Source organism: Variovorax sp. Root411 (assembly GCF_001425205.1).
Lineage (GTDB): Bacteria > Pseudomonadota > Gammaproteobacteria > Burkholderiales > Burkholderiaceae_C > Variovorax.
Map to the genome: position 1 here is coordinate 720324 of NZ_LMDW01000001.1, position 18454 is coordinate 738777.

The 18454-nt window shown below is 66.1% G+C and carries 16 protein-coding genes and 2 tRNA genes; 10 read left to right on the forward strand and 8 right to left on the reverse strand.

The annotated features are described in order from the left end of the window. Positions 1–23 precede the first annotated feature (23 nt). On the reverse strand, positions 24–491 hold the full coding sequence (locus ASC92_RS28875) for a hypothetical protein (RefSeq protein ID WP_162245696.1): 468 nt from the start codon (positions 489–491) through the stop codon (positions 24–26). Between ASC92_RS28875 and ASC92_RS03290 the strand changes: the two genes are divergently transcribed. Next, positions 475–927 (forward strand): hypothetical protein, encoded by a 453-nt coding sequence (locus tag ASC92_RS03290; RefSeq protein WP_056510259.1) that lies wholly within the window; start codon positions 475–477, stop codon positions 925–927. The genes ASC92_RS28875 and ASC92_RS03290 overlap by 17 nt on opposite strands. Before the next feature lie 51 nt (positions 928–978). Here the strand turns inward: ASC92_RS03290 and ASC92_RS03295 are convergent. Further along, positions 979–1054, reverse strand: a tRNA-Lys gene (locus ASC92_RS03295). Positions 1055–1193: 139 nt separating this feature from the next. Between ASC92_RS03295 and ASC92_RS03300 the strand changes: the two genes are divergently transcribed. Continuing rightward, a complete protein-coding gene (locus tag ASC92_RS03300) occupies positions 1194–1901 on the forward strand; it encodes an SDR family NAD(P)-dependent oxidoreductase (RefSeq protein WP_056510262.1) in 708 nt (235 codons plus the stop codon). Positions 1902–1952: 51 nt separating this feature from the next. On the opposite strand, the gene ASC92_RS03305 is transcribed toward ASC92_RS03300, so the two are convergent. Beyond that, a tRNA-Ala gene (locus ASC92_RS03305) sits at positions 1953–2028 on the reverse strand. A gap of 87 nt (positions 2029–2115) precedes the next feature. Between ASC92_RS03305 and ASC92_RS03310 the strand changes: the two genes are divergently transcribed. Next, positions 2116–2982: an alpha/beta hydrolase gene (locus ASC92_RS03310; protein WP_056511817.1), complete on the forward strand. Its 867-nt coding sequence runs from the start codon at positions 2116–2118 to the stop codon at positions 2980–2982. Positions 2983–2998: 16 nt separating this feature from the next. Here ASC92_RS03310 and ASC92_RS03315 read toward each other — a convergent pair whose 3' ends face one another. After that, a complete protein-coding gene (locus ASC92_RS03315) occupies positions 2999–3976 on the reverse strand; it encodes a GMP reductase (protein ID WP_056510263.1) in 978 nt (325 codons plus the stop codon). Between the two features lie 206 nt (positions 3977–4182). On the opposite strand from ASC92_RS03315, the gene ASC92_RS03320 reads away from it, so the two are divergent. After that, the gene (locus ASC92_RS03320; RefSeq protein ID WP_056510266.1) at positions 4183–6597 is read left to right on the forward strand and encodes a UvrD-helicase domain-containing protein; all 2415 of its coding nucleotides are present in this window, start codon (positions 4183–4185) and stop codon (positions 6595–6597) included. 36 nt (positions 6598–6633) lie between these two features. On the opposite strand, the gene ASC92_RS03325 is transcribed toward ASC92_RS03320, so the two are convergent. Genes ASC92_RS03325 through ASC92_RS03335 form a run of 3 tightly spaced genes read right to left on the reverse strand, consistent with a single transcriptional unit; the run spans position 6634 to position 8959 of the window. Next, positions 6634–7461: a BPSS1780 family membrane protein gene (locus ASC92_RS03325; RefSeq protein WP_056510268.1), complete on the reverse strand. Its 828-nt coding sequence runs from the start codon at positions 7459–7461 to the stop codon at positions 6634–6636. Between the two features lie 9 nt (positions 7462–7470). Beyond that, on the reverse strand, positions 7471–8529 hold the full coding sequence (locus tag ASC92_RS03330) for a homoserine kinase (protein ID WP_056510270.1): 1059 nt from the start codon (positions 8527–8529) through the stop codon (positions 7471–7473). A 58-nt stretch (positions 8530–8587) separates the two neighbouring features. After that, entirely contained in the window at positions 8588–8959 is a 372-nt protein-coding gene (locus ASC92_RS03335) for a hypothetical protein (protein ID WP_056510272.1), read from the reverse strand. Between the two features lie 97 nt (positions 8960–9056). On the opposite strand from ASC92_RS03335, the gene polA reads away from it, so the two are divergent. The 3 genes from polA (at position 9057) to ASC92_RS03350 (ending at position 14216) form a co-directional block, all read left to right on the forward strand. Then, the gene (gene polA, locus ASC92_RS03340) at positions 9057–11873 is read left to right on the forward strand and encodes a DNA polymerase I (RefSeq protein ID WP_056510273.1); all 2817 of its coding nucleotides are present in this window, start codon (positions 9057–9059) and stop codon (positions 11871–11873) included. Positions 11874–11910: 37 nt separating this feature from the next. Then, the gene (locus tag ASC92_RS03345; RefSeq protein ID WP_414820390.1) at positions 11911–13188 is read left to right on the forward strand and encodes a M20/M25/M40 family metallo-hydrolase; all 1278 of its coding nucleotides are present in this window, start codon (positions 11911–11913) and stop codon (positions 13186–13188) included. Between the two features lie 125 nt (positions 13189–13313). After that, entirely contained in the window at positions 13314–14216 is a 903-nt protein-coding gene (locus ASC92_RS03350; protein ID WP_056510276.1) for a LysR family transcriptional regulator, read from the forward strand. A gap of 54 nt (positions 14217–14270) precedes the next feature. On the opposite strand, the gene ASC92_RS03355 is transcribed toward ASC92_RS03350, so the two are convergent. Next, positions 14271–15482, reverse strand: coding sequence for a D-amino acid dehydrogenase (locus tag ASC92_RS03355; protein ID WP_056510277.1), 1212 nt, complete (start codon positions 15480–15482; stop codon positions 14271–14273). A 186-nt stretch (positions 15483–15668) separates the two neighbouring features. Between ASC92_RS03355 and ASC92_RS03360 the strand changes: the two genes are divergently transcribed. The 3 genes from ASC92_RS03360 (at position 15669) to ASC92_RS03370 (ending at position 18422) form a co-directional block, all read left to right on the forward strand. Beyond that, positions 15669–16559, forward strand: coding sequence for a transporter substrate-binding domain-containing protein (locus tag ASC92_RS03360; RefSeq protein ID WP_056510278.1), 891 nt, complete (start codon positions 15669–15671; stop codon positions 16557–16559). A 113-nt stretch (positions 16560–16672) separates the two neighbouring features. After that, on the forward strand, positions 16673–17422 hold the full coding sequence (locus ASC92_RS03365) for an aspartate/glutamate racemase family protein (RefSeq protein WP_056510280.1): 750 nt from the start codon (positions 16673–16675) through the stop codon (positions 17420–17422). A 103-nt stretch (positions 17423–17525) separates the two neighbouring features. Then, positions 17526–18422 carry a dienelactone hydrolase family protein gene (locus ASC92_RS03370; protein WP_056510282.1) on the forward strand — a complete coding sequence of 299 codons (897 nt, stop codon included), beginning with the start codon at positions 17526–17528 and terminating at the stop codon, positions 18420–18422. Positions 18423–18454 lie beyond the last annotated feature (32 nt).

The window sequence follows — 18454 nt, forward strand, 5'->3', positions numbered from 1 at the left end:
CCTTCGTTCGTGGGGGGCGGTGGTCAGCGCCCCATGCCGAAGAGGCGATAGGCGACAAGGACCGCGGCTGCCAGTCCACCCACGACGGCGAGGATCACCCTGGCGGCACGGCCCGAGCCGCGTTTTGAGCGGGGCCAGTGGTCCGGCCCGATCAGGTCGATGGGGACGGTGGGTTTGCCTATGTCGGACGCCTTTTCCATGGGGGAAATATAGCTTACGCGCGAAAGCGGAGTCCCGGCCAGTTCGCATTCTGTGGCCTGTGGACATCGCAGCTGGCGTCGGATGGGGTTGGGCAAAAAAATACCCGCCTGAGCGGGTCGAACGAGCTTTATGGCTTCGAAGTTTGAGATCCCTGCGTCTTTGTTGTTGTGATGCGTGACAGCAGGTACAAGATGCCATGCCGGACGGCGGCCTTTGGCAGGTTGGGGCCAGCACGGGTTGTATATGGAAGGAGAAATCGTGAAATATTCCCGTATGAGCAAAGAAATCATTCTCGAAGGTTTGACGCGTGCACTTGAGAGCTGGGCTCGCAATGCTTCTGCAACGCAGCTCTGGTCCGTGCATCAGTCGGGCGGCCTCGGCGCTCTGATCGAGGCGGACGAGGAGGTGGTGCAGGTGCGCATCGTCCTCGGCGGCGCGCGCGACGTGTTGTCGGATCTCGGCAGGACTGACGGGCGACTGCCCGTCACCGAGGCTTTTCTCGGAGCCGGGGCCTGGGGTGCGCCGCCGGCGCAGGGGGGCCTTGCGCGCGAGCAGTGGTTCCTGTCGAGCGAACTGGCACAGGTGCACGCGCGCCAGTATCTGGTCGCCGAAGTTGGCGAGCGGCGCGATCTGCTTGAACGCTGCGTCGACGCCTGGATCGCGCGGCAGGAAACTGCTTCTTGGAGCCGGCGAGCCAAAGAAAAAGCCCCCTCGCGTGGACCGTGAGGAGGCCTTGACAAAAAAATAGCGCGAAGAACGCGCTATTTTTGGTGTTGGTGGTGGGCCCTGAGTGACTCGAACACTCGACCTACGGATTAAGAGTCCGCTGCTCTACCAACTGAGCTAAGAGCCCTTGCTTTGAAAACGTTTGGTGTTTTCTGGCAAGACCACGAGTATATCCCAGAATTTCTGCATGGCCACAATTTTTGTAGGCCGCAGCGTTAGGATTCGCCACGCCCGAGGGGCGCGGCCCTTCAACCAGGAGAACTTCGATGAGCGATGCGAACACCACGCCCAATGTCTTGATCACCGGCGCCGCAGGCGCACTGGGCCGCGCCGTGGCTCAGCATTTCATCGGCCAGGGCGCGCGCCTGGCGCTGGTCGACCACCATGCGGGCCGTCTTGCGGAAGTCTTTCCGGGCCTGGACAACTCGCAGCATCTCTTGCTGGCGGGCGACGTGACTTCCACCTCCGAGATGGCTGCCCTTGCGGAGCAGGCGCTCAAGTCCTTCGGCCGCCTCGACACGCTGGTCCACATCGCAGGCGGATTCGAAATGGGCGAGGCGACGCACGCGCTCACGCGCGCAAGCTGGGACCGGATGATGAATCTCAACGCATGGTCGTTCGTTGCCGTGACGCAGGCGGTGCTGCCCTCGATGATCGCGCGCCGCGCCGGCAGCGTCATCGCCGTGACGGCGAAGGTAGCGGCACGCGGCATACCGGCCATGGCCGCTTACATCGCTTCGAAGAGTGCGCTGCAGCGCCTGGTGGAAGCCATGGCAGCCGAGGCGTCACCGCACGGCGTCAACATCAACAGCGTGGCTCCGAGCGTGCTCGACACGCCAGCCAACCGGCAGGCGATGCCCGATGCGAATCCGGCCGACTGGGTGTCTACCTCGGTCGCGGCGCAAACCATTGGCTTCCTCGCGTCGCCCGCGGCCGTGGCGCTGCATGGACAGCATCTGACGCTGGATGCCTGAGCTTGAAAGAGAAAAGGCCCTGGCAGATGCCAAGGCCTTTTCTGTGTCGGTTGGTGGAGAGGATGAGGATCGAACTCACGACCTCCGCATTGCGAACGCGGCGCTCTCCCAGCTGAGCTACCCCCCCAACACAGGTCAATTTTAACCAAAACTCCGTCTCGGCGCACGCTGGCGTGCCAAGATGCGCGCCTCGCAAAACACGGAGAAAAAGCGCATGGCCCCGTTCGATCCCGCCTTGCTGGAGGGCATGTACAACAACCTCGCACGGGTCAAGGACCACCCCGCCTACTTCGAGCGCTGGGCACGCGAATCCGCCGCGGTGCGCGAGGCCTTGCCCGCGCGGATCGACGTGCCATATGGCCAGGGCGTGAACGAAACGCTCGACATCTTTCCGGCGCCCGTGCCCGACGCCCCTGTGCTGGTCTTCATCCACGGCGGCTACTGGCGCGCCATGGACAAGAAAGACCATTCCTTCATAGCGCCCGCGTTCAATGACCGCGGCATCTGCGTGGTCCAGCCGAACTACGCGCTGTGTCCCGGCACGCCGCGGCGGCCCGTCACGGTGCCAGGCATCCTGCTGCAGATGGTGCGTGCGCTCGAGTGGACATGGCGCCACGTCGCGGCCCATGGCGGCAATCCCTCGCGGATCACCGTCGCTGGCCATTCGGCGGGTGGGCACATGGCGGCGGCGCTGCTGGCCTGCGACTGGAAAGCGGTCGCCTCCGACCTGCCTGCGCAGCTCGTGCGCAATGCGCTGTCGATCTCGGGCCTCTATGACCTTCGCCCGCTGCAGCGCACGCCGTTCCTTGAAAACACACTGAAGCTGACCGACGCGGACGCCCTGCGCGCCAGCCCCGCCCTGTGGCCCGCACCGAAACGCGGGCAGCTCTACGCAGTTGCAGGCGGCGAGGAGAGCGAGGAGTTCATCCGCCACAACGCGATGATCCGCGAGGCGTGGGGGCGCAACACCGTGCCGGTGTGCGAGGTGCTTCCAGGGCTCGACCACTTCGGCGTGGTGGATGCGCTCGCCGATCCGGCTCACGCGCTGCACCGGCACGCGGTACAGCTGCTCGAGGCCTGACCGGCAGAGCCCGGGCTTACATCAACAGATGTTCGCCCGCGTTGTCTCCACCCAGGGTGACGTAGTTGACCTTGCGGATGTCCATCAGCGTGCGCCCGCCCGCGTAGCTGATCGAGCTCTGCACGTCCTGCTCCATCTCGACCAGCGTGTCGGCCAGCTTGCCCTTGATGGGTTCGAGGATGCGCTTGCCCTCGACGTGCTTGTACTCGCCCTTGTTGAAGTCGCTGGCGGAGCCGTAGTACTCCTTGAACAGCGCGCCATCGACCTCGACTGTCTTGCCGGGCGACTCCTCGTGCCCCGCGAACAGCGAGCCGATCATCACCATCGACGCGCCGAAGCGCACGCTCTTGGCGATGTCGCCGTGGTCGCGGATGCCGCCGTCCGCAATGATCGGCTTGGTCGCCACGCGCGCGCACCACTTGAGCGCCGACAGCTGCCAGCCGCCCGTGCCGAAGCCGGTCTTGAGCTTGGTGATGCAGACCTTGCCCGGGCCGATGCCGACCTTGGTCGCGTCGGCGCCCCAGTTCTCCAGGTCGATCACCGCTTCGGGCGTGCCGACGTTGCCGGCAATCACGAAGGTCTTCGGCAGCTTTTGCTTGAGGTAGCCGATCATGTTCTTCACGCTGTCGGCGTGGCCGTGCGCGATGTCGATCGTGACGTACTCGGGCACCAGGCCCTGCGCCACCATCTGGTCGACGGTGTCGTAGTCGGGCTTCTTCACGCCGAGCGAGATGGAGGCGAACACGCCCTTGCCCTGCATCTCCTTGACGAACTTCACGTTGTCGAGGTCGAAGCGGTGCATCACGTAGAAGTAGCCGTTCTGCGCCAGCCACAGGCAGATCGATTCGTCGACCACCGTCTTCATGTTGGCGGGCACCACCGGCAGGCGGAAGCTGCGCTCGCCCAGCGTCACGCTGGTGTCGCACTCGGAGCGGCTCTCCACGCGGCACTTGCGCGGGAGCAGAAGAATGTTGTCGTAGTCGAAGATTTGCATGACCAGGCTCCTGAAAGGAATCGTTGAGAAGAACGAAAGAGCGCTTGGTCCGGCCGGCTTTTGCGGCGTCTTTTGAAGAAAAGCCGGGCACAAAAAACCGGGCGCAAGAATCTTGGGCCCGGTGATTGATTTTACGCGGCCTCGCAAAGGCAGGTCTTCCGATTCTTCATATAACCCGCATACGCAGTGGTTTCTACAATCGCAGGATGTTGTTTCACGATCCTGCGGCTGACGCCCACCCTCCAGCGCTGCCGCTGCTCCAGAACCTGAACGCGGAGCAACTCGCCGCGGTCACGCTGCCCGAGGGCAACGCGCTGATCCTGGCCGGCGCCGGCTCCGGCAAGACGCGCGTGCTCACCACCCGCATCGCCTGGCTGCTGCAGACGGGGCAGGTCTCCGCCGGCGGCATCCTCGCCGTGACCTTCACCAACAAGGCCGCCAAGGAAATGATGACGCGCCTGACGGCGATGCTGCCCGTCAATGTGCGCGGCATGTGGATAGGCACTTTCCACGGCCTGTGCAACCGCCTGCTGCGCGCGCACTGGAAGCTGGCCAACCTGCCGTCGACTTTCCAGATCCTCGACACGCAGGACCAACTCTCGGCCATCAAGCGCCTGATGAAACAGTTCAATGTCGACGACGAGCGCTTCCCGGCCAAGCAGACGCAATGGTTCATCGCCGGCGCCAAGGAAGACGGCCTGCGCCCCGACGCCGTCGAAGTCCGCAGCGACGACGACCGCAAGAAGGTCGAGCTCTATCGCCTCTATGAAGAGCAATGCCAGCGCGAAGGCGTGGTCGACTTCGGCGAGCTCATGCTGCGCAGCTACGAGCTGCTGCGCGACAACGACCCGGTGCGCGAGCACTACCAGCGGCGCTTCCGCCACATCCTGATCGACGAGTTCCAGGACACCAACCGCCTGCAGTACGCGTGGATCAAGATGCTCGCGGGCAATACCGCCGCGGGCCAGTTCGAGCCGGGCCGCAACAGCGTGATCGCCGTGGGCGACGACGACCAGAGCATCTACGCCTTCCGCGGTGCGCGCGTGGGCAACATGACCGACTTCGTGCGCGAGTTCAACGTCACGCATCAGATCAAGCTGGAGCAGAACTACCGCAGCTACAGCAACATCCTCGACTCGGCCAACGAACTCATCAGCCACAACAAGAAGCGCCTCGGCAAGAACCTGCGCACCGACCAAGGCCCCGGCGAGCCGGTGCGCGTGTACGAATCGCCCACCGACCTCGCCGAGGCCCAGTGGATGGTCGAGGAAATGCGCCAGCTCGTGCGCGATGGCTTCGACCGGAAAGAGATGGCCGTGCTCTACCGCAGCAATGCGCAAAGCCGGGTGATCGAAACGGCGCTCTTCAATGCATCGGTGCCTTACCGCGTGTACGGCGGCCTGCGCTTCTTCGAGCGCGCCGAAATCAAGCATGCGCTGGCCTACCTGCGCCTGCTCGAGAACAAGGACGACGACACCAGCTTCCTGCGCGTCGTCAACTTTCCGCCGCGCGGCATCGGCGCGCGCACGCTCGAAACGCTGCAGGACGCGGCGCGCGCGGCCGGCCGTTCGCTGCACGATGCCGTGAGCGTGGTCGGCGGCAAGGCCGGCGCGAACCTCACGGGCTTCGTCGCCAAGATCGACGTGCTGCGCGAGCAGACCCAGGGCGTGAGCCTGCGCGAGATCATCGAGCTGGTGCTCGACCACAGCGGCCTCGTCGAGCACTACAAGGCCGACCGCGAAGGCGCCGACCGCATCGAGAATCTGGAAGAACTCGTGAACGCGGCCGAGAGCTTCGTCACGCAGGAAGGCTTCGGCCGCGACGCCGTGGCGCTGCCGGTCGACGAGCTGCGCCAGTCGCCCGCGAGCCAGGGCATCGACCTGACCCGCCCGGTGATCGACGAGCCGCTCGCGCCCGACGCCGAAACCGGCGAAACCCTGAGCCCGCTGGCCGCCTTCCTTACGCACGCCGCGCTCGAATCGGGCGACAACCAGGCGCAGGCCGGGCAGGACGCGGTGCAACTGATGACGGTGCATGCCGCCAAGGGCCTGGAGTTCGACTGCGTGTTCATCACCGGCATGGAAGAGGGCCTGTTCCCGCACGAGAACTCGATGAGCGACTTCGAGAGCCTCGAGGAAGAGCGCCGCCTGATGTACGTGGCGATCACGCGTGCCCGCAAGCGCCTGTACCTGAGCCATTCGCAGACGCGCATGCTGCATGGCCAGACCCGCTACAACGTCAAGAGCCGCTTCTTCGACGAGCTGCCCGAGGGTGCGCTCAAGTGGCTCACGCCCAAGAACCAAGGCTTCACGCCGTCGGCCTTCGGCTATGGCGGCGGCTACGCGAGCACGCGCGGCGGTGGTGGCGGCTACGGCGGTGGTTATGGCGGCGGCGGCAACAGCCGCGACAAGGAAACTTTCGCCAGCCCACCCGTGCCGCCGCAGAAGACCGCGCCGTCGCACGGCCTGCGTTCAGGCATGCAGGTGTTCCACAACAAGTTCGGCGAAGGCACGGTGACCGCGCTCGAAGGCACGGGTGACGATGCGCGTGCGCAGGTCAAGTTCGCGCGGCATGGCGTGAAGTGGCTGGCGCTGTCGGTGGCCAAGCTCACGCCGATCTGACCCGGCCGCCAAGGGTGCAGCGGCCGCTTGCGGCGCTCAGTCGGCCCTGAAGGTGTCGCGGAAGGTGAACCAGTTCGACGCCTGTGCCATGGCGGCGAGCGCCAGCAGCGTGCCGACCATCAACACGTTGCCGACGGCCATTGCGCCGGCATCCGAGCCCAGAGAGCCCACCCCGATCACGACGGTGGCGATCAGCGCCACGCAGGCAAGGCTGATCAGGACCACACCGCACCACACGAGCCAGAACAGCGCGTAGGCGCTGAAATTCCGGAACATCGCCACCAGGCTGAAGAAGATGCTCTTCACCGGCGCCACCTGGTGCCAGTGAACCAGCGCGGGGGCATGCCACATCGCCGCGACCAGCGGCAGCGTGAGGCACAGCTGAAGCATATTGGCCACCTGGAAGCGGCTGCTTTCCAGCACTTCCTTCGCAGGCGCTTCGCCGAGGAAGTAGCTGCGCAGGAACTGGCCGCCATCGACAACGGCCGTCGCGAGCACCGTCAGGAAGAAATACACCGCGGAAATCAGGCCGAGCACCACCAGCGAACGCCACTCAGCCCGCATGGCGCGCGCCACCGCCAGAAACATGAGCGCACCGGTCGGTTTTTTCACGTCGCCCGTGGCGTTGCCGTTGCCGGACGCGGAATCGGCCACCGACGCTGCGACCATGAAGGCGAGCGTTGAAAACGGCAGCAGCATGAGCGGAAGGAACCTGCCGACCAGCGGCAGCTGCGACACGCTGGAAATCACCGCCATGAACAGAAGAAACAGCGAGACGAAGGCCAGCGGCTGCCGCCAGAAATTCCGGAGCCCGAGGCGGACCCATTCGACGCCGGTTCGCGCCGGCACGAGGTTGAGTTTCATGTGTGTGGATCAGGCAGCCAGCAGCGGCTCGAAGGCCTGTGCCATGGCATGCGGATAGGTGGCGCGATCGCGCAGAACGCGTTCGAAGTGCGCGGGGTCATGGGGCTTGAGCATGCTCGCCTCGCGCGGCAGATGGAAGTCCCAGAGCCGGGAAATCCAGAAGCGCAGCGCCGCGGCGCGCAGCATTGCGGGCAGCAGGGCACGTTCGGCGGCGTTCAGCGTTCGCACGGTTTCATAGGCCGAGAGCAGCGCATCGGCGCGTTCGGCATCGTGGCGGCCAGTCGGCAGGTCGATGGCCCAGTCGTTCAGGCACACGGCCAGGTCGAACAGCCAGGTGTCGGTGCCGGCGAAGTAGAAGTCGAACACGCCGGTCAGGCGCGGCGCGGCACCAGCGTCGCCATCGGTCGCGAACATCACGTTGTCGCGGAACATGTCGGCATGCACCGGGCCGCGCGGCAGGGCCGCATAGGCCGACGATTCGGCGATGTGGTTCTGGTACGCCAGTTCGGCGCGCAGCAGGGCAGCCTGCGGCTCTTCGATGTACGGCAGCACCACCGGCACCGTTTCGTTCCACCAGGGCAGACCGCGCAGGTTCGGCTGGATACGGGGGTAGTCGCGCCCCGCGAGGTGCATGCGCGCCACCATTGCACCCAGTTCGGCGCAATGCGCCGCGCCGGGGGCCAGTTCGCTGCGGCCCGAGAGCTTCTGCACCACCGCCGCAGGCTTGCCGGCCACGATGTGCAGCAGGTCGCATGAGGCTTCGGCGGGCACGGGAGGCTGGCTTTTCCTGGGCTTCTCGGCGGCGACTGGCTCTGCCGCCGCCACGGGCGCAGGCACCGGCAGGCCGGCGACGGCCAGGTGCTGCATCAGGCAAAGGTAGTAAGGGAGCTGCTCGGCGCTCAGGCGTTCGAACAGCGTCAGCACGAACTCGCCGGACTCGGTGGTCGCGAAGTAGTTGGTGTTCTCGATGCCGCCTTCGATGCCACGGAGTTCGCGCAGCCGGCCCAGGCCCAGGCGTTGGACGAGCGCGTCTGCCTCGCCGAAACCGACTTCGGTGAAAACTGCCATGACGGTACTCAGCGTCGGATTGCGGGTTCGAAAACGGAAAGGGAAGAGCGCAGCACGGTCAGAACTTCATCACGTTCCATACGCGGGGGCCGTTGGCGCCCGTTTCGGACGAGCCCTGGCGCCCCGTGGCGGCGTCGGCGGGCAGCACTTCATAGCCCGGCACGTTCGACTTGGGCTTGACGTTGATGCTTTGCGTACGGCCACCGTAGCGGACTTCGTCGACCGACGCGCCGCTGTCCTCGGTGTGGAGGTTCTCGACCTTCTGGTTGCGTCGGCCTTCGGCTTTGGCCTGCTCCTGATTTTGTAGCGAATCGGCCGGAGCCGCCGCGGGGGCAGACGCGGGCTGCTGCGCCTGCACGGCGGCAAAGGGGGCTGCGAAAGCCAGCGCCAGCAGGATGCGGCGGGCGACCAGGAGTGTGGAGCTAGGCATGCATCGATTGTAGGCGCGCCCCCGGTTTCGAGGCGTCGGTTGCCACCTGACGTCGTCGTGGTTCTGAGCGCCGTACCGGGCACGGCAAAATGGCCCGATGACCGACAAGAAAACGCTGCTGCTCGTCGATGGCTCGAGCTATCTCTACCGCGCCTTCCACGCAATGCCCGATCTGCGGGCCGTGCCCGGCGACTCCAAGAGCCCGGCGACCGGCGCCATCCGGGGAATGATCAACATGATGACCGCGCTGCGCCGCGAGGTGCGCGCGGACTACGCAGCCTGCATCTTCGATGCGCCCGGCAAGACCTTCCGCGACGACTGGTACCCCGAGTACAAGGCCAACCGCTCGCCGATGCCCGACGACCTGCGCAGCCAGATCGACCCCATCCATGAAGTGGTGAAGCTGCTCGGCTGGCCCGTGCTCAGCGTGCCCGACGTGGAGGCCGATGACGTCATCGGCACGCTCGCCAAGATCGCCGCCGCGCAGGGTGTCGAGGTGATCGTGTCCAGCGGCGACAAGGACCTGAGCCAGCTGGTCGACGAGCACATCACCATCATCGACACGATGAACGGCAAGAAGCGCGACGTGGCGGGCGTGACGGCGGAGTTCGGCGTGCCGCCGAACCTGATGGTCGACTACCAGACGCTGGTCGGCGATTCGGTCGACAACGTGCCCGGTGTCGAGAAGGTCGGCCCCAAGACGGCAGCCAAATGGCTGCTCGAATACGGCTCGCTCGATGCGCTGATCGAACGGTCCGCCGAGGTCAAGGGCGCGGCCGGTGAAAACTTGCGCAAGGCCCTCGACAAGCTGCCGATGAGCAAGCGCCTCGTCACCATCCGCACGGACTGCGATCTCGATGGCCACGTTGTCGGCCTGCCGTCGCTGGACGGCCTGCCCGTCGGCGCGCCGCAGACCGCTGAGCTCAAGCCCTTCTACGAGAAGTTCGGCTTCAAGAGCCTGGTCAAGGCGCTCGAAGCGCAGGAAGTTCCGCCCGAGCTGATCGAGGAGAGCCTCAAGAAGAAGGCCGCCTCCAGGGCCGATAGCGATCAGGGCGGCCTGTTCGACGAGCCCTCCGGGCTCGAAGCGCTGGAGGCCGCTTCCCCCGCGAGCAACCTCAAGTACGACACGATCACGACCTGGGCGCAGTTCGACGCCTGGCTCGCCAAGCTCGAGGCCGCCGAACTCGCGGCCATCGACACCGAAACCACCTCGCTCGACGAGATGGTCGCGCAGATCGTCGGCGTGAGCTTCAGCGTCACGCCTGGCGAAGCGGCCTACATCCCGCTGACCCACAACTACCCCGATGCGCCCGAGCAGTTGCCGATCGACGAAGTGCTCGCCAGGCTCAAGCCCTGGCTCGAGAACGGCGCCAAGAAGAAGCTCGGCCAGCACATCAAGTACGACCGCCACGTGCTCGCCAACCACGGCATCGAGGTGCAGGGCTACGCGCACGACACCATGCTGCAGAGCTACGTACTCGAAGTGCACCGGCCGCATGGCCTGTCGAGCCTGGCCGAGCGCCACCTCGGCCGCAGCGGCATCTCGTACGAAGACCTGTGCGGCAAGGGCGCGCACCAGATCCCGTTCAGCCAGGTCGACATTGCCAAGGCCGCCGAGTATTCGTGCGAGGACAGCGACCAGACGCTCGACGTGCACAACACGCTGTGGCCCCAGCTGGAGAAGAACGAAAAGCTGCGCTTCGTCTACCAGCTCGAAATGGATTCGAGCGAGGCGCTCTACCGCGTCGAGCGCAACGGCGTGCTGATCGACGCACCCACGCTCGCCGCGCAGAGCCACGAACTCGGCACGCGCATCATGGCGCTCGAGCAGGAGGCTTACGACATCGCCGGCCAGCCCTTCAACCTCGGTTCGCCCAAGCAGATCGGCGAGATCTTCTTCACCAAGCTCGGCCTGCCCGTGGTCAAGAAGACGCCGAGCGGCGCACCCAGCACCGACGAAGAGGTGCTCGAGAAACTGGCCGAGGACTATCCGCTGCCGGCCAAGATCCTCGAACACCGCGGCCTGTCGAAACTCAAGGGCACCTACACCGACAAGCTCGGCCAGCTCGCCAACCCGCGCACCGGCCGCGTGCACACACACTATGCGCAGGCCGTGGCCGTCACGGGGCGCTTGAGCAGCAACGATCCGAACCTGCAGAACATCCCGATCCGCACGCCCGAAGGCCGCCGCGTGCGCGAGGCCTTCGTGGCGCCGGCGGGCAGCGTGATCGCGAGCGCCGACTACTCGCAGATCGAGCTGCGCATCATGGCCCACATCAGTGGCGACGAGTCGTTGCTGCGCGCCTTCACCGAAGGCATCGACGTGCACCGCGCCACGGCTGCGGAGGTGTTCGGCTCCACGCCAGACCAGGTGTCGAGCGAGCAGCGCCGCTATGCCAAGGTCATCAACTTCGGGCTGATCTACGGCATGAGCAGCTTCGGCCTCGCGCGCAACCTCGGCATCGAAACCAAGGCCGCGGCTTCGTACATAGAGCGCTACTTCGCGCGCTACCCGGGGGTGAAGGCCTACATGGACGAGACCAAGGCGCTTGCCAAGGAGCAGGGCTATGTGGAGACCGTGTTCGGCCGCCGCCTGTACCTGCCCGAGATCAATTCGCCCAACGGCCCGCGCCGTGGCGGCGCCGAGCGCGCGGCCATCAACGCGCCGATGCAGGGCACGGCGGCCGACCTCATCAAGCTCAGCATGGTGAAGGTACAGAACGTGCTTGACGAAGAAAAGCGCGGCACCCGGATGATCATGCAGGTGCACGACGAACTGGTGTTCGAAGTGCCCGAGGCGGAGATCGAATGGGTGCGCACCGAGATCCCGCGCCTCATGGCCGGCGTGGCCGCGCTGAAGGTGCCGCTGCTGGCCGAGATCGGGGTCGGTCCCAACTGGGACAAGGCGCATTGAAGAAGACGAAACAACCACCCGGGAAGAACGCACGCACATGATCGAATTTCCACACCGCAGGATCCTGCTCGCCGTCGTCTGTGCCGCCTGCTTCGGCACGGCCTTTGCCGCACCGGATGCCGGCGTCGCATCGCTTGCCGCCAAGGAAAAGCCCGCGCTGCTCGACACGTTGAAGGAGCTGGTCTCCATCGAATCGGGCAGTCGCGACCTCGACGGGCTCGAAAAGATCTCCAACCTCGTTGCCGCGAAGTTCAAGGCGCTGGGCGGCGAGGTCGAACTGATCGATCCGAGCGCCGAGGCCTACCGCATGGAAGACACGCCCGAGAAGATCGGCCGCGTGGTGCGCGCCACCTTCAAGGGCACGGGCAAGAAGAAGATCCTGCTGATCGCGCACATGGACACGGTCTACACCGTGGGCATGCTCGACAAGCAGCCGTTCCGCATCGAAGGCGACAAGGCCTACGGCCTGGGCATTGCCGACGACAAGCAGGGCGTGGCGGTCATCACGCACATCGTGTCGATGCTGCAGGCGATGAAATTCAAGGAGTACGGCACGCTCACCGTGCTGATCAACGGCGACGAGGAAATCAGTTCGCCCGGCGCGCGCTCGCTCATCACGCGCATGGGCGGTGAGCACGATGCGGTGCTGTCCTTCGAGGGCGCCTACGTGAAGGAAGACAAGCTTTCGCTCGCCACGGCGGGCATCGCCTCGGTCACGCTGCACGTCACGGGCAAGGCCTCGCACGCGGGCTCGGCACCCGAGCTGGGCGTGAACGCACTGTACGAGCTGTCGCACCAGATCCTGCAGATGCGCGACCTGTCCGACCCGGCCACGGGCCTGAAGATGAACTGGACCATCTCCAAGTCGGGCAGCAACCGCAATGTGATTCCGGCCGGCGCCACCGCGGCCGCCGACGTGCGCGTGCTGAAGGTCAGCGACTACGACCGCATCGAGCAGCAGGTGAACGAGCGCGTGAAGAAGCAGCTCATTCCCGAGGCCAAGGTCGAGATGAAGTTCGAGCGCCGCCGTCCGCCGCTCGAAGCCACCGACGCTTCGCGCGCCCTGGCCCGCCATGCGCAGCAGATCTACAAGGACGAGCTTGGCCGGCCGCTGGGCGCCGACGACAAGGCCGCTGGCGGCGGCACCGACGCGGCCTTTGCGGCGCTGAAGACCAAGGCGCCCGTCATCGAGCGCTTCGGCCTGCAGGGCTTCGGCGCGCACTCGGCCGATGCCGAATACGTGCTGATCGATTCGATCGAGCCGCGCCTCTACCTCGGCACGCGCATGGTGATGGACATCGCGCGCGCGAAATGAACTCGCCCCCCGTCTTCGCGCACTTCGTGTCGCTTCGCCAACCCCCTACCGGGGGCAACACCGGTGGCCCGGCGAAGCCGGTTCCACGGTGTTCCGCGAAGAAGTCATCGAGCCGCTGATTCATCATGCGCCTGCGTCACATCGAGGTCTTCAACGCGATCATGCTCACGGGCAGCGTGAGCGCGGCGGCGCGGCTCATCAACATCACGCAGCCGGCGGTGAGCCGCACACTGCAGCATGCCGAGCTGCAACTGGGCTTTCCGCTGTTCCAGCGCGCCAAGGGCCGGCTCACGCCGACCACCGAGGCACTCACGCTGTACCCGCACATCGAGCGCCTGTTCGCGCAGCTCGACGAGGTGCAGCGGCTGGCCGCCAACCTGCGCACCGCGGGCGACACGGGCGAGCTGCGCATCCTCAGCGTGCTGGCGCTGAGCTACGACATCCTGCCGCGCGCGCTCAAGGCGTTTCGCGAAAAGCATCCGGGCTATGCGATCACCGTCGAGTCGCTGCACTCGCCGCAGATCATGTCGGCGCTGCTGCTGCAGGAGGCCGACGTGGGCTTTGCGTTCAGCCCCGCGGTGCACCCCTCGCTCACGCAGGAGACGCTGGCGGACAGCCGCATGGTCTGCATCGCGCCCAAGGGCATGCTGCCGCGCGCGCTGGTGCGCAACGGTTCGGTGGCGTTGCACGACCTCGTCAACCGGCCGGTGATCGGCCTCGACAGCCGCGACCCCGTCGGCACGAGCCTGAGCCAGGCCTGCCGGCAGGCGGGCGTGGGCTTCCAGCAGGCGGTGGTCACGGTGCAGACCTATCACGCGGCGCTGGCCATGGCGCACCACGGCATCGGCGTGGCGCTGGTCGATGGCTGCACGGCGCGCTCGGCGGACCGCGAGAAGGTCGACGTGCTGACGCTGGAGCCGCACATTCCGGTGCCGATCCGTGCGCTGCGCTTCGCGGCACGGCCCGATTCGGTGGCGGTGCGCGGCATCACCCGCTGCATGCAGCAGGCGATTCAGGAAAACATATAGGGCCTGTTCACACTATGCAACGTGACCCCTTGCATAGTGTGAACAGGCCCTAGCTCAGGCCTGCAAGTCCTGTGCGATCTGCAGCGCCGAGCCGAACGCCAGCGTGAACCCCAGCGCGCCGTGGCCCGTGTTGAACAGCATGTTCGACGGTGCGCCCGGCAGCCGCCCGATGATCGGCAGCCCCATCGGCGTGGCGGGCCGCATGCCGGTCCACGGATGCAGTTCTTCCAGCCGGCTCGCATGCGGGAAGAGAGCGCGCGTCGCGGCCGCCAGCGTCTCGATGCGCGTGGCCGGAATGCTCGCGTCGTGCCCCACGAGTTCGGCCATGCCCGCCACGCGCAGGCGCGAGCCGATGCGCGCGAACACCACCTTGCGCGCGCTGTCGGTCACGTTCACATGCGGCGCGGCGCCGGGCGCAGGATCGACGTCGACCGTGATGCTGTAGCCCTTGAGCGGATACACCGGCAGGTAGGCGCCCAGTGCGCGGCCGAGCTTGTGCGAGGCCGAGCCCAGCGCCATCACGAAAGCATCGGCTTCCACGTCGCCGTTGCTGGTTCGTGCCGCGGCGATGCGGTCTTCGCTGCGCGCAAAACCATTCACGTCGGCGCCGAGCATGAAGCGCACGCCGCGCGCACTCAGTGCGCGCATCAGTTCGGCGCACACCTTGAGGCAGTCGGCCGCACATTCGCTCGGCGTGTAGACGGCGCCCGCCATCTGGCCACGGTAGCCGGCGAGCGCGGGCTCGATGGCGATGCATTCGTCGGGCGTCACTAACCGCTGTTCGCTGCCCATGGCGCGCTGCAATTCGAGCTGCGCGCGCGCACCCTCGAGCGACGCCGAGTTGCCATACAGCACCAGTTTCCCAGTAGCCGAGAAATCGCAGTCGGGCGCGATGTCGGCCTGCATCGCCTCGAACCCGGTGCGGCTCGATGCGGCCAGCGCCAGCAGCCTGGCCGTCGTGTCGCGCGAAGTCTGCGCGTTGCAGGCGGCAAGAAAGGCCATGCCCCAGCGCCACTGCAGCGGATCGAGCTGCGGCCGCAGCTTGAGCGGCGAGGTGGGCGACAACAGCAGCTTGGGCAACTGCTTCCAGATTGACGGATCGGCCAGCGGCTGCACGTACGAATAGCTGAGCTGCGCGCCATTGCCGCCGCTTGCACCCGCGCCGGGGCCGGCACGGTCGATCACGGTGACCTGATGGCCCTGGCGTTCGAGCTGCCAGGCGGTGGCCAGGCCCACGATGCCGGCACCGAGCACACACACATGCATGGAGGCAACTTTCCGGAGGTTGAGATCAGAGCCAAGACTGTAGGAGGACGCGGCCCCGGCCGGAAATGCCAAAAGAAGCCTCGCCCATAACCTTTGGGCATGGGTCGGATTTCTATTGGAATTGTCGTTTTGCGTCACTCCTTCCTACACTGGCCGCCTGTTCAATCCAACCGAATGAGGGCACGAATGAAACTTTCCGTCCTGATGGCTTCGATGGCCGCCGCGGTGCTTTTCACCGCCACGGGCGCACAGGCCGCCGACACGCTCGCCAAGATCGCCGAGTCCGGCAAGATCACGCTCGCCTACCGCGAGTCGTCGGTGCCCTTCAGCTATCTCGATGGCCCCAACAAGCCGATCGGGTTCTCGGTGGAACTCTCCAACGCCGTGGTCGAAGCGGTGAAGAAGAAGCTGAACAAGCCGAACCTGCAGGTCGCGCTGATGGCGGTCACCTCGCAGAACCGCATTCCGCTGATCACCAACGGCACCGTCGACCTGGAGTGCGGCTCCACCACCAACAACAGCGCACGCGGCAAGGACGTGGCCTTCGCCATCAACCACTTCTATACCGGCACGCGCCTGCTGGTGAAGAAATCTTCAAAGATCAAGGACTACGCCGACCTCGCGAAGAAGACCGTGGCGAGCACCACCGGCACCACCAACGCGCTGGTCATGCGCAAGTACAACACCGAGAAGAACCTGGGCATGGACATCGTGCTCGGCAAGGATCACGCCGATGCGTTCCTGCTGGTGGAGAGCGACCGCGCCGTGGCCTTCGCCATGGACGACATCCTGCTGTTCGGCCTGATCGCCAACGCGAAGACGCCGGCCGACTTCGAGGTGGTGGGAGAGTCGCTGCAGGTCGAGCCCTATGCCTGCATGCTGCCCAAGGACGACCCGGCCTTCAAGAAGCTGGTGGACGACACCTTCGCCGGCATGATGAAGAGCGGCGAGTTCGAGAAGCTCTACACCAAGTGGTTCATGCAGCCGATCCCGCCGAAGAACGTGCCGCTGAACCTGCCGATGAGCGATCAGCTCAAGGAAAACCTCAAGGCAATGAGCGACAAACCCGCTACTTGAGCTCGCCCCCAGGCTGCGCGCACTTCGTGTCGCGCACGCCTTCCCCCTACCGGGGGCAATACCAGCGGCCCGGCAAAGCCGGTTCCGCGGTATTCCTGAAAAAGAGAAAGATCATGGCTTCGACGAACGTTGTAGGCATCTTGGGGGGCATGGGCCCCGCGGCGGGTGCCGACTTCGTGCGGCTCTTCGTGCAGGCCTGCGCGCAGCAGATGCGTGCGCGCGGCGAACCGGTGCGCGACCAGTCCTTTCCCGAGCACTGGCTCGCGCAGGTGCCGGTGCCCGACCGCACCGACGCGCTGGCTTCGGCCGAGCAGGGCGCGCATCAGCCGCTCGAACCGATGCTGCAGGCGCTGGGCCGCCTGGCCGCGCTTGGCAGCAGGGCCGTCGCCATTGCATGCAACACCGCGCATGCCTGGCACGCCAACCTGCAGGAGCGCTTTCCGCAGGTCGAATTGCTGCACATGGCGCGCGAGACGGCGCGCCACGTGGCCGAGCAGGGCGCGGCCGGCGTGGCGCTGATGGCCACCGAAGGCACCTACCGCGTGCGGCTCTATGAACAGGCGCTGGCCGAAGCGGGCCTGGGCTGCCACGTGCCGCTGCCCGAGGAGCGCCGGACCATCATGCGGGGCATCTTCGACGGCGTGAAGGCCGGCAACATGCCGCTCGCCGAGCAATGCTTCTCCGAGGTGGCGCTGCGGCTCGCCGAACGCCACGGCCCCGTCACCATCATCATGGGCTGCACCGAGGTGCCGCTGGGGCTGCAAGGCTCTGCGGCCGTGGCCGGGTTGGACCTTGTCGATCCCGCGCAGGTGCTGGCCGCTGCGCTGGCGCGCCGGGCGTACGCGTCGCACCAACCCCACTGAATTTCCGGGCTTGGAGGGGCAGGGCCGATTTCGCCTACATTGCGGCGTGCGTTTTCCGTGGCGCCACGCCCCATTGTTCGACGATTCAACTGGAGCCCTTCCCATGTCCCTCGACGACAGCCGTTCCGACTTCGACTCGCTTCGCCCCGGCGAGAGCACCGGCCAGGGTGCCACGCGCCGCACCGCGCTCAAGGCCGCCATTGGCGTGGGCTACGCGGCCGCCGTGTTGCCGGTGATGGCACAGACCGCCATCAACACCACGGCCGAAGGCCTGAAGGCCGGCCCCATCAAGTACACCGTCAACGGTTTCGAGGTTCCCGGCTACGCGGCCGCGCCCGAAGGCAAGACCGGCCTGCCGGTGGTCCTGGTGATCCAGGAAATCTTCGGCGTGCACGAGTACATCGCCGACACCTGCCGCCGCTTCGCCCAGCTCGGCTACCTGGCCATCGCCCCCGAGCTGTATGCGCGCCAGGGCGACCCGCGCGGCTACACCGACATTCCGAAGCTGCAGGCCGACGTCGTCAGCAAGGTGCCCGACGCGCAGGTCATGGCCGACCTCGACGGCGCGCTGGCCTATGCCAAGGCCAACGGCGGCGACACCGGCAAGGCCGGCATCACCGGCTTCTGCTGGGGCGGGCGCATCGTCTGGCTCTATGCCGCCACCGGCAAGGTCAAGGCGGGCGTGGCCTGGTACGGCCGGCTGGTCGGGCAGGCCAGCGGACTGACGCCGAAGCACCCGATCGACGTTGCCGCCGGCCTGCAGGCGCCGGTGCTCGGCCTGTACGGCGGAAAAGACCAAGGCATCCCTCTTGACACGGTTGATAAGATGAAAGCAGCTCTGGCCACCGGAACCCCGGCGGCCAAAGCGTCGAGCTTCGTCGTGTATCCCGAAGCAGGCCACGCATTCCATGCCGACTACCGCCCCAGCTATGTCAAGAGCGCGGCGGAAGACGGCTGGCAACGCGCCACAGCCTGGTTCAAAGCCAATGGCGTCGCCTGAAGACGGCGCCTTGTAGCCACCCCGCCGAAGGC

Excerpts from the sequence above, each read along its gene's own strand:
- ASC92_RS03345 (WP_414820390.1), top strand. The coding sequence starts at position 11,911 with ATGATCGAATTTCCACACCGCAGGATCCTGCTCGCCGTCGTCTGTGCC.
- ASC92_RS03370 (WP_056510282.1), top strand. The coding sequence starts at position 17,526 with ATGTCCCTCGACGACAGCCGTTCCGACTTCGACTCGCTTCGCCCCGGC.
- ASC92_RS03355 (WP_056510277.1), bottom strand. The coding sequence starts at position 15,482 with ATGCATGTGTGTGTGCTCGGTGCCGGCATCGTGGGCCTGGCCACCGCC.
- ASC92_RS03315 (WP_056510263.1), bottom strand. The coding sequence starts at position 3,976 with ATGCAAATCTTCGACTACGACAACATTCTTCTGCTCCCGCGCAAGTGC.
- ASC92_RS03365 (WP_056510280.1), top strand. The coding sequence starts at position 16,673 with ATGGCTTCGACGAACGTTGTAGGCATCTTGGGGGGCATGGGCCCCGCG.
- ASC92_RS03350 (WP_056510276.1), top strand. The coding sequence starts at position 13,314 with ATGCGCCTGCGTCACATCGAGGTCTTCAACGCGATCATGCTCACGGGC.
- ASC92_RS03335 (WP_056510272.1), bottom strand. The coding sequence starts at position 8,959 with ATGCCTAGCTCCACACTCCTGGTCGCCCGCCGCATCCTGCTGGCGCTG.
- ASC92_RS03360 (WP_056510278.1), top strand. The coding sequence starts at position 15,669 with ATGAAACTTTCCGTCCTGATGGCTTCGATGGCCGCCGCGGTGCTTTTC.
- ASC92_RS03290 (WP_056510259.1), top strand. The coding sequence starts at position 475 with ATGAGCAAAGAAATCATTCTCGAAGGTTTGACGCGTGCACTTGAGAGC.
- ASC92_RS03320 (WP_056510266.1), top strand. The coding sequence starts at position 4,183 with ATGTTGTTTCACGATCCTGCGGCTGACGCCCACCCTCCAGCGCTGCCG.
- ASC92_RS28875 (WP_162245696.1), bottom strand. The coding sequence starts at position 491 with ATGATTTCTTTGCTCATACGGGAATATTTCACGATTTCTCCTTCCATA.
- ASC92_RS03325 (WP_056510268.1), bottom strand. The coding sequence starts at position 7,461 with ATGAAACTCAACCTCGTGCCGGCGCGAACCGGCGTCGAATGGGTCCGC.
- ASC92_RS03300 (WP_056510262.1), top strand. The coding sequence starts at position 1,194 with ATGAGCGATGCGAACACCACGCCCAATGTCTTGATCACCGGCGCCGCA.
- polA (WP_056510273.1), top strand. The coding sequence starts at position 9,057 with ATGACCGACAAGAAAACGCTGCTGCTCGTCGATGGCTCGAGCTATCTC.
- ASC92_RS03310 (WP_056511817.1), top strand. The coding sequence starts at position 2,116 with ATGGCCCCGTTCGATCCCGCCTTGCTGGAGGGCATGTACAACAACCTC.
- ASC92_RS03330 (WP_056510270.1), bottom strand. The coding sequence starts at position 8,529 with ATGGCAGTTTTCACCGAAGTCGGTTTCGGCGAGGCAGACGCGCTCGTC.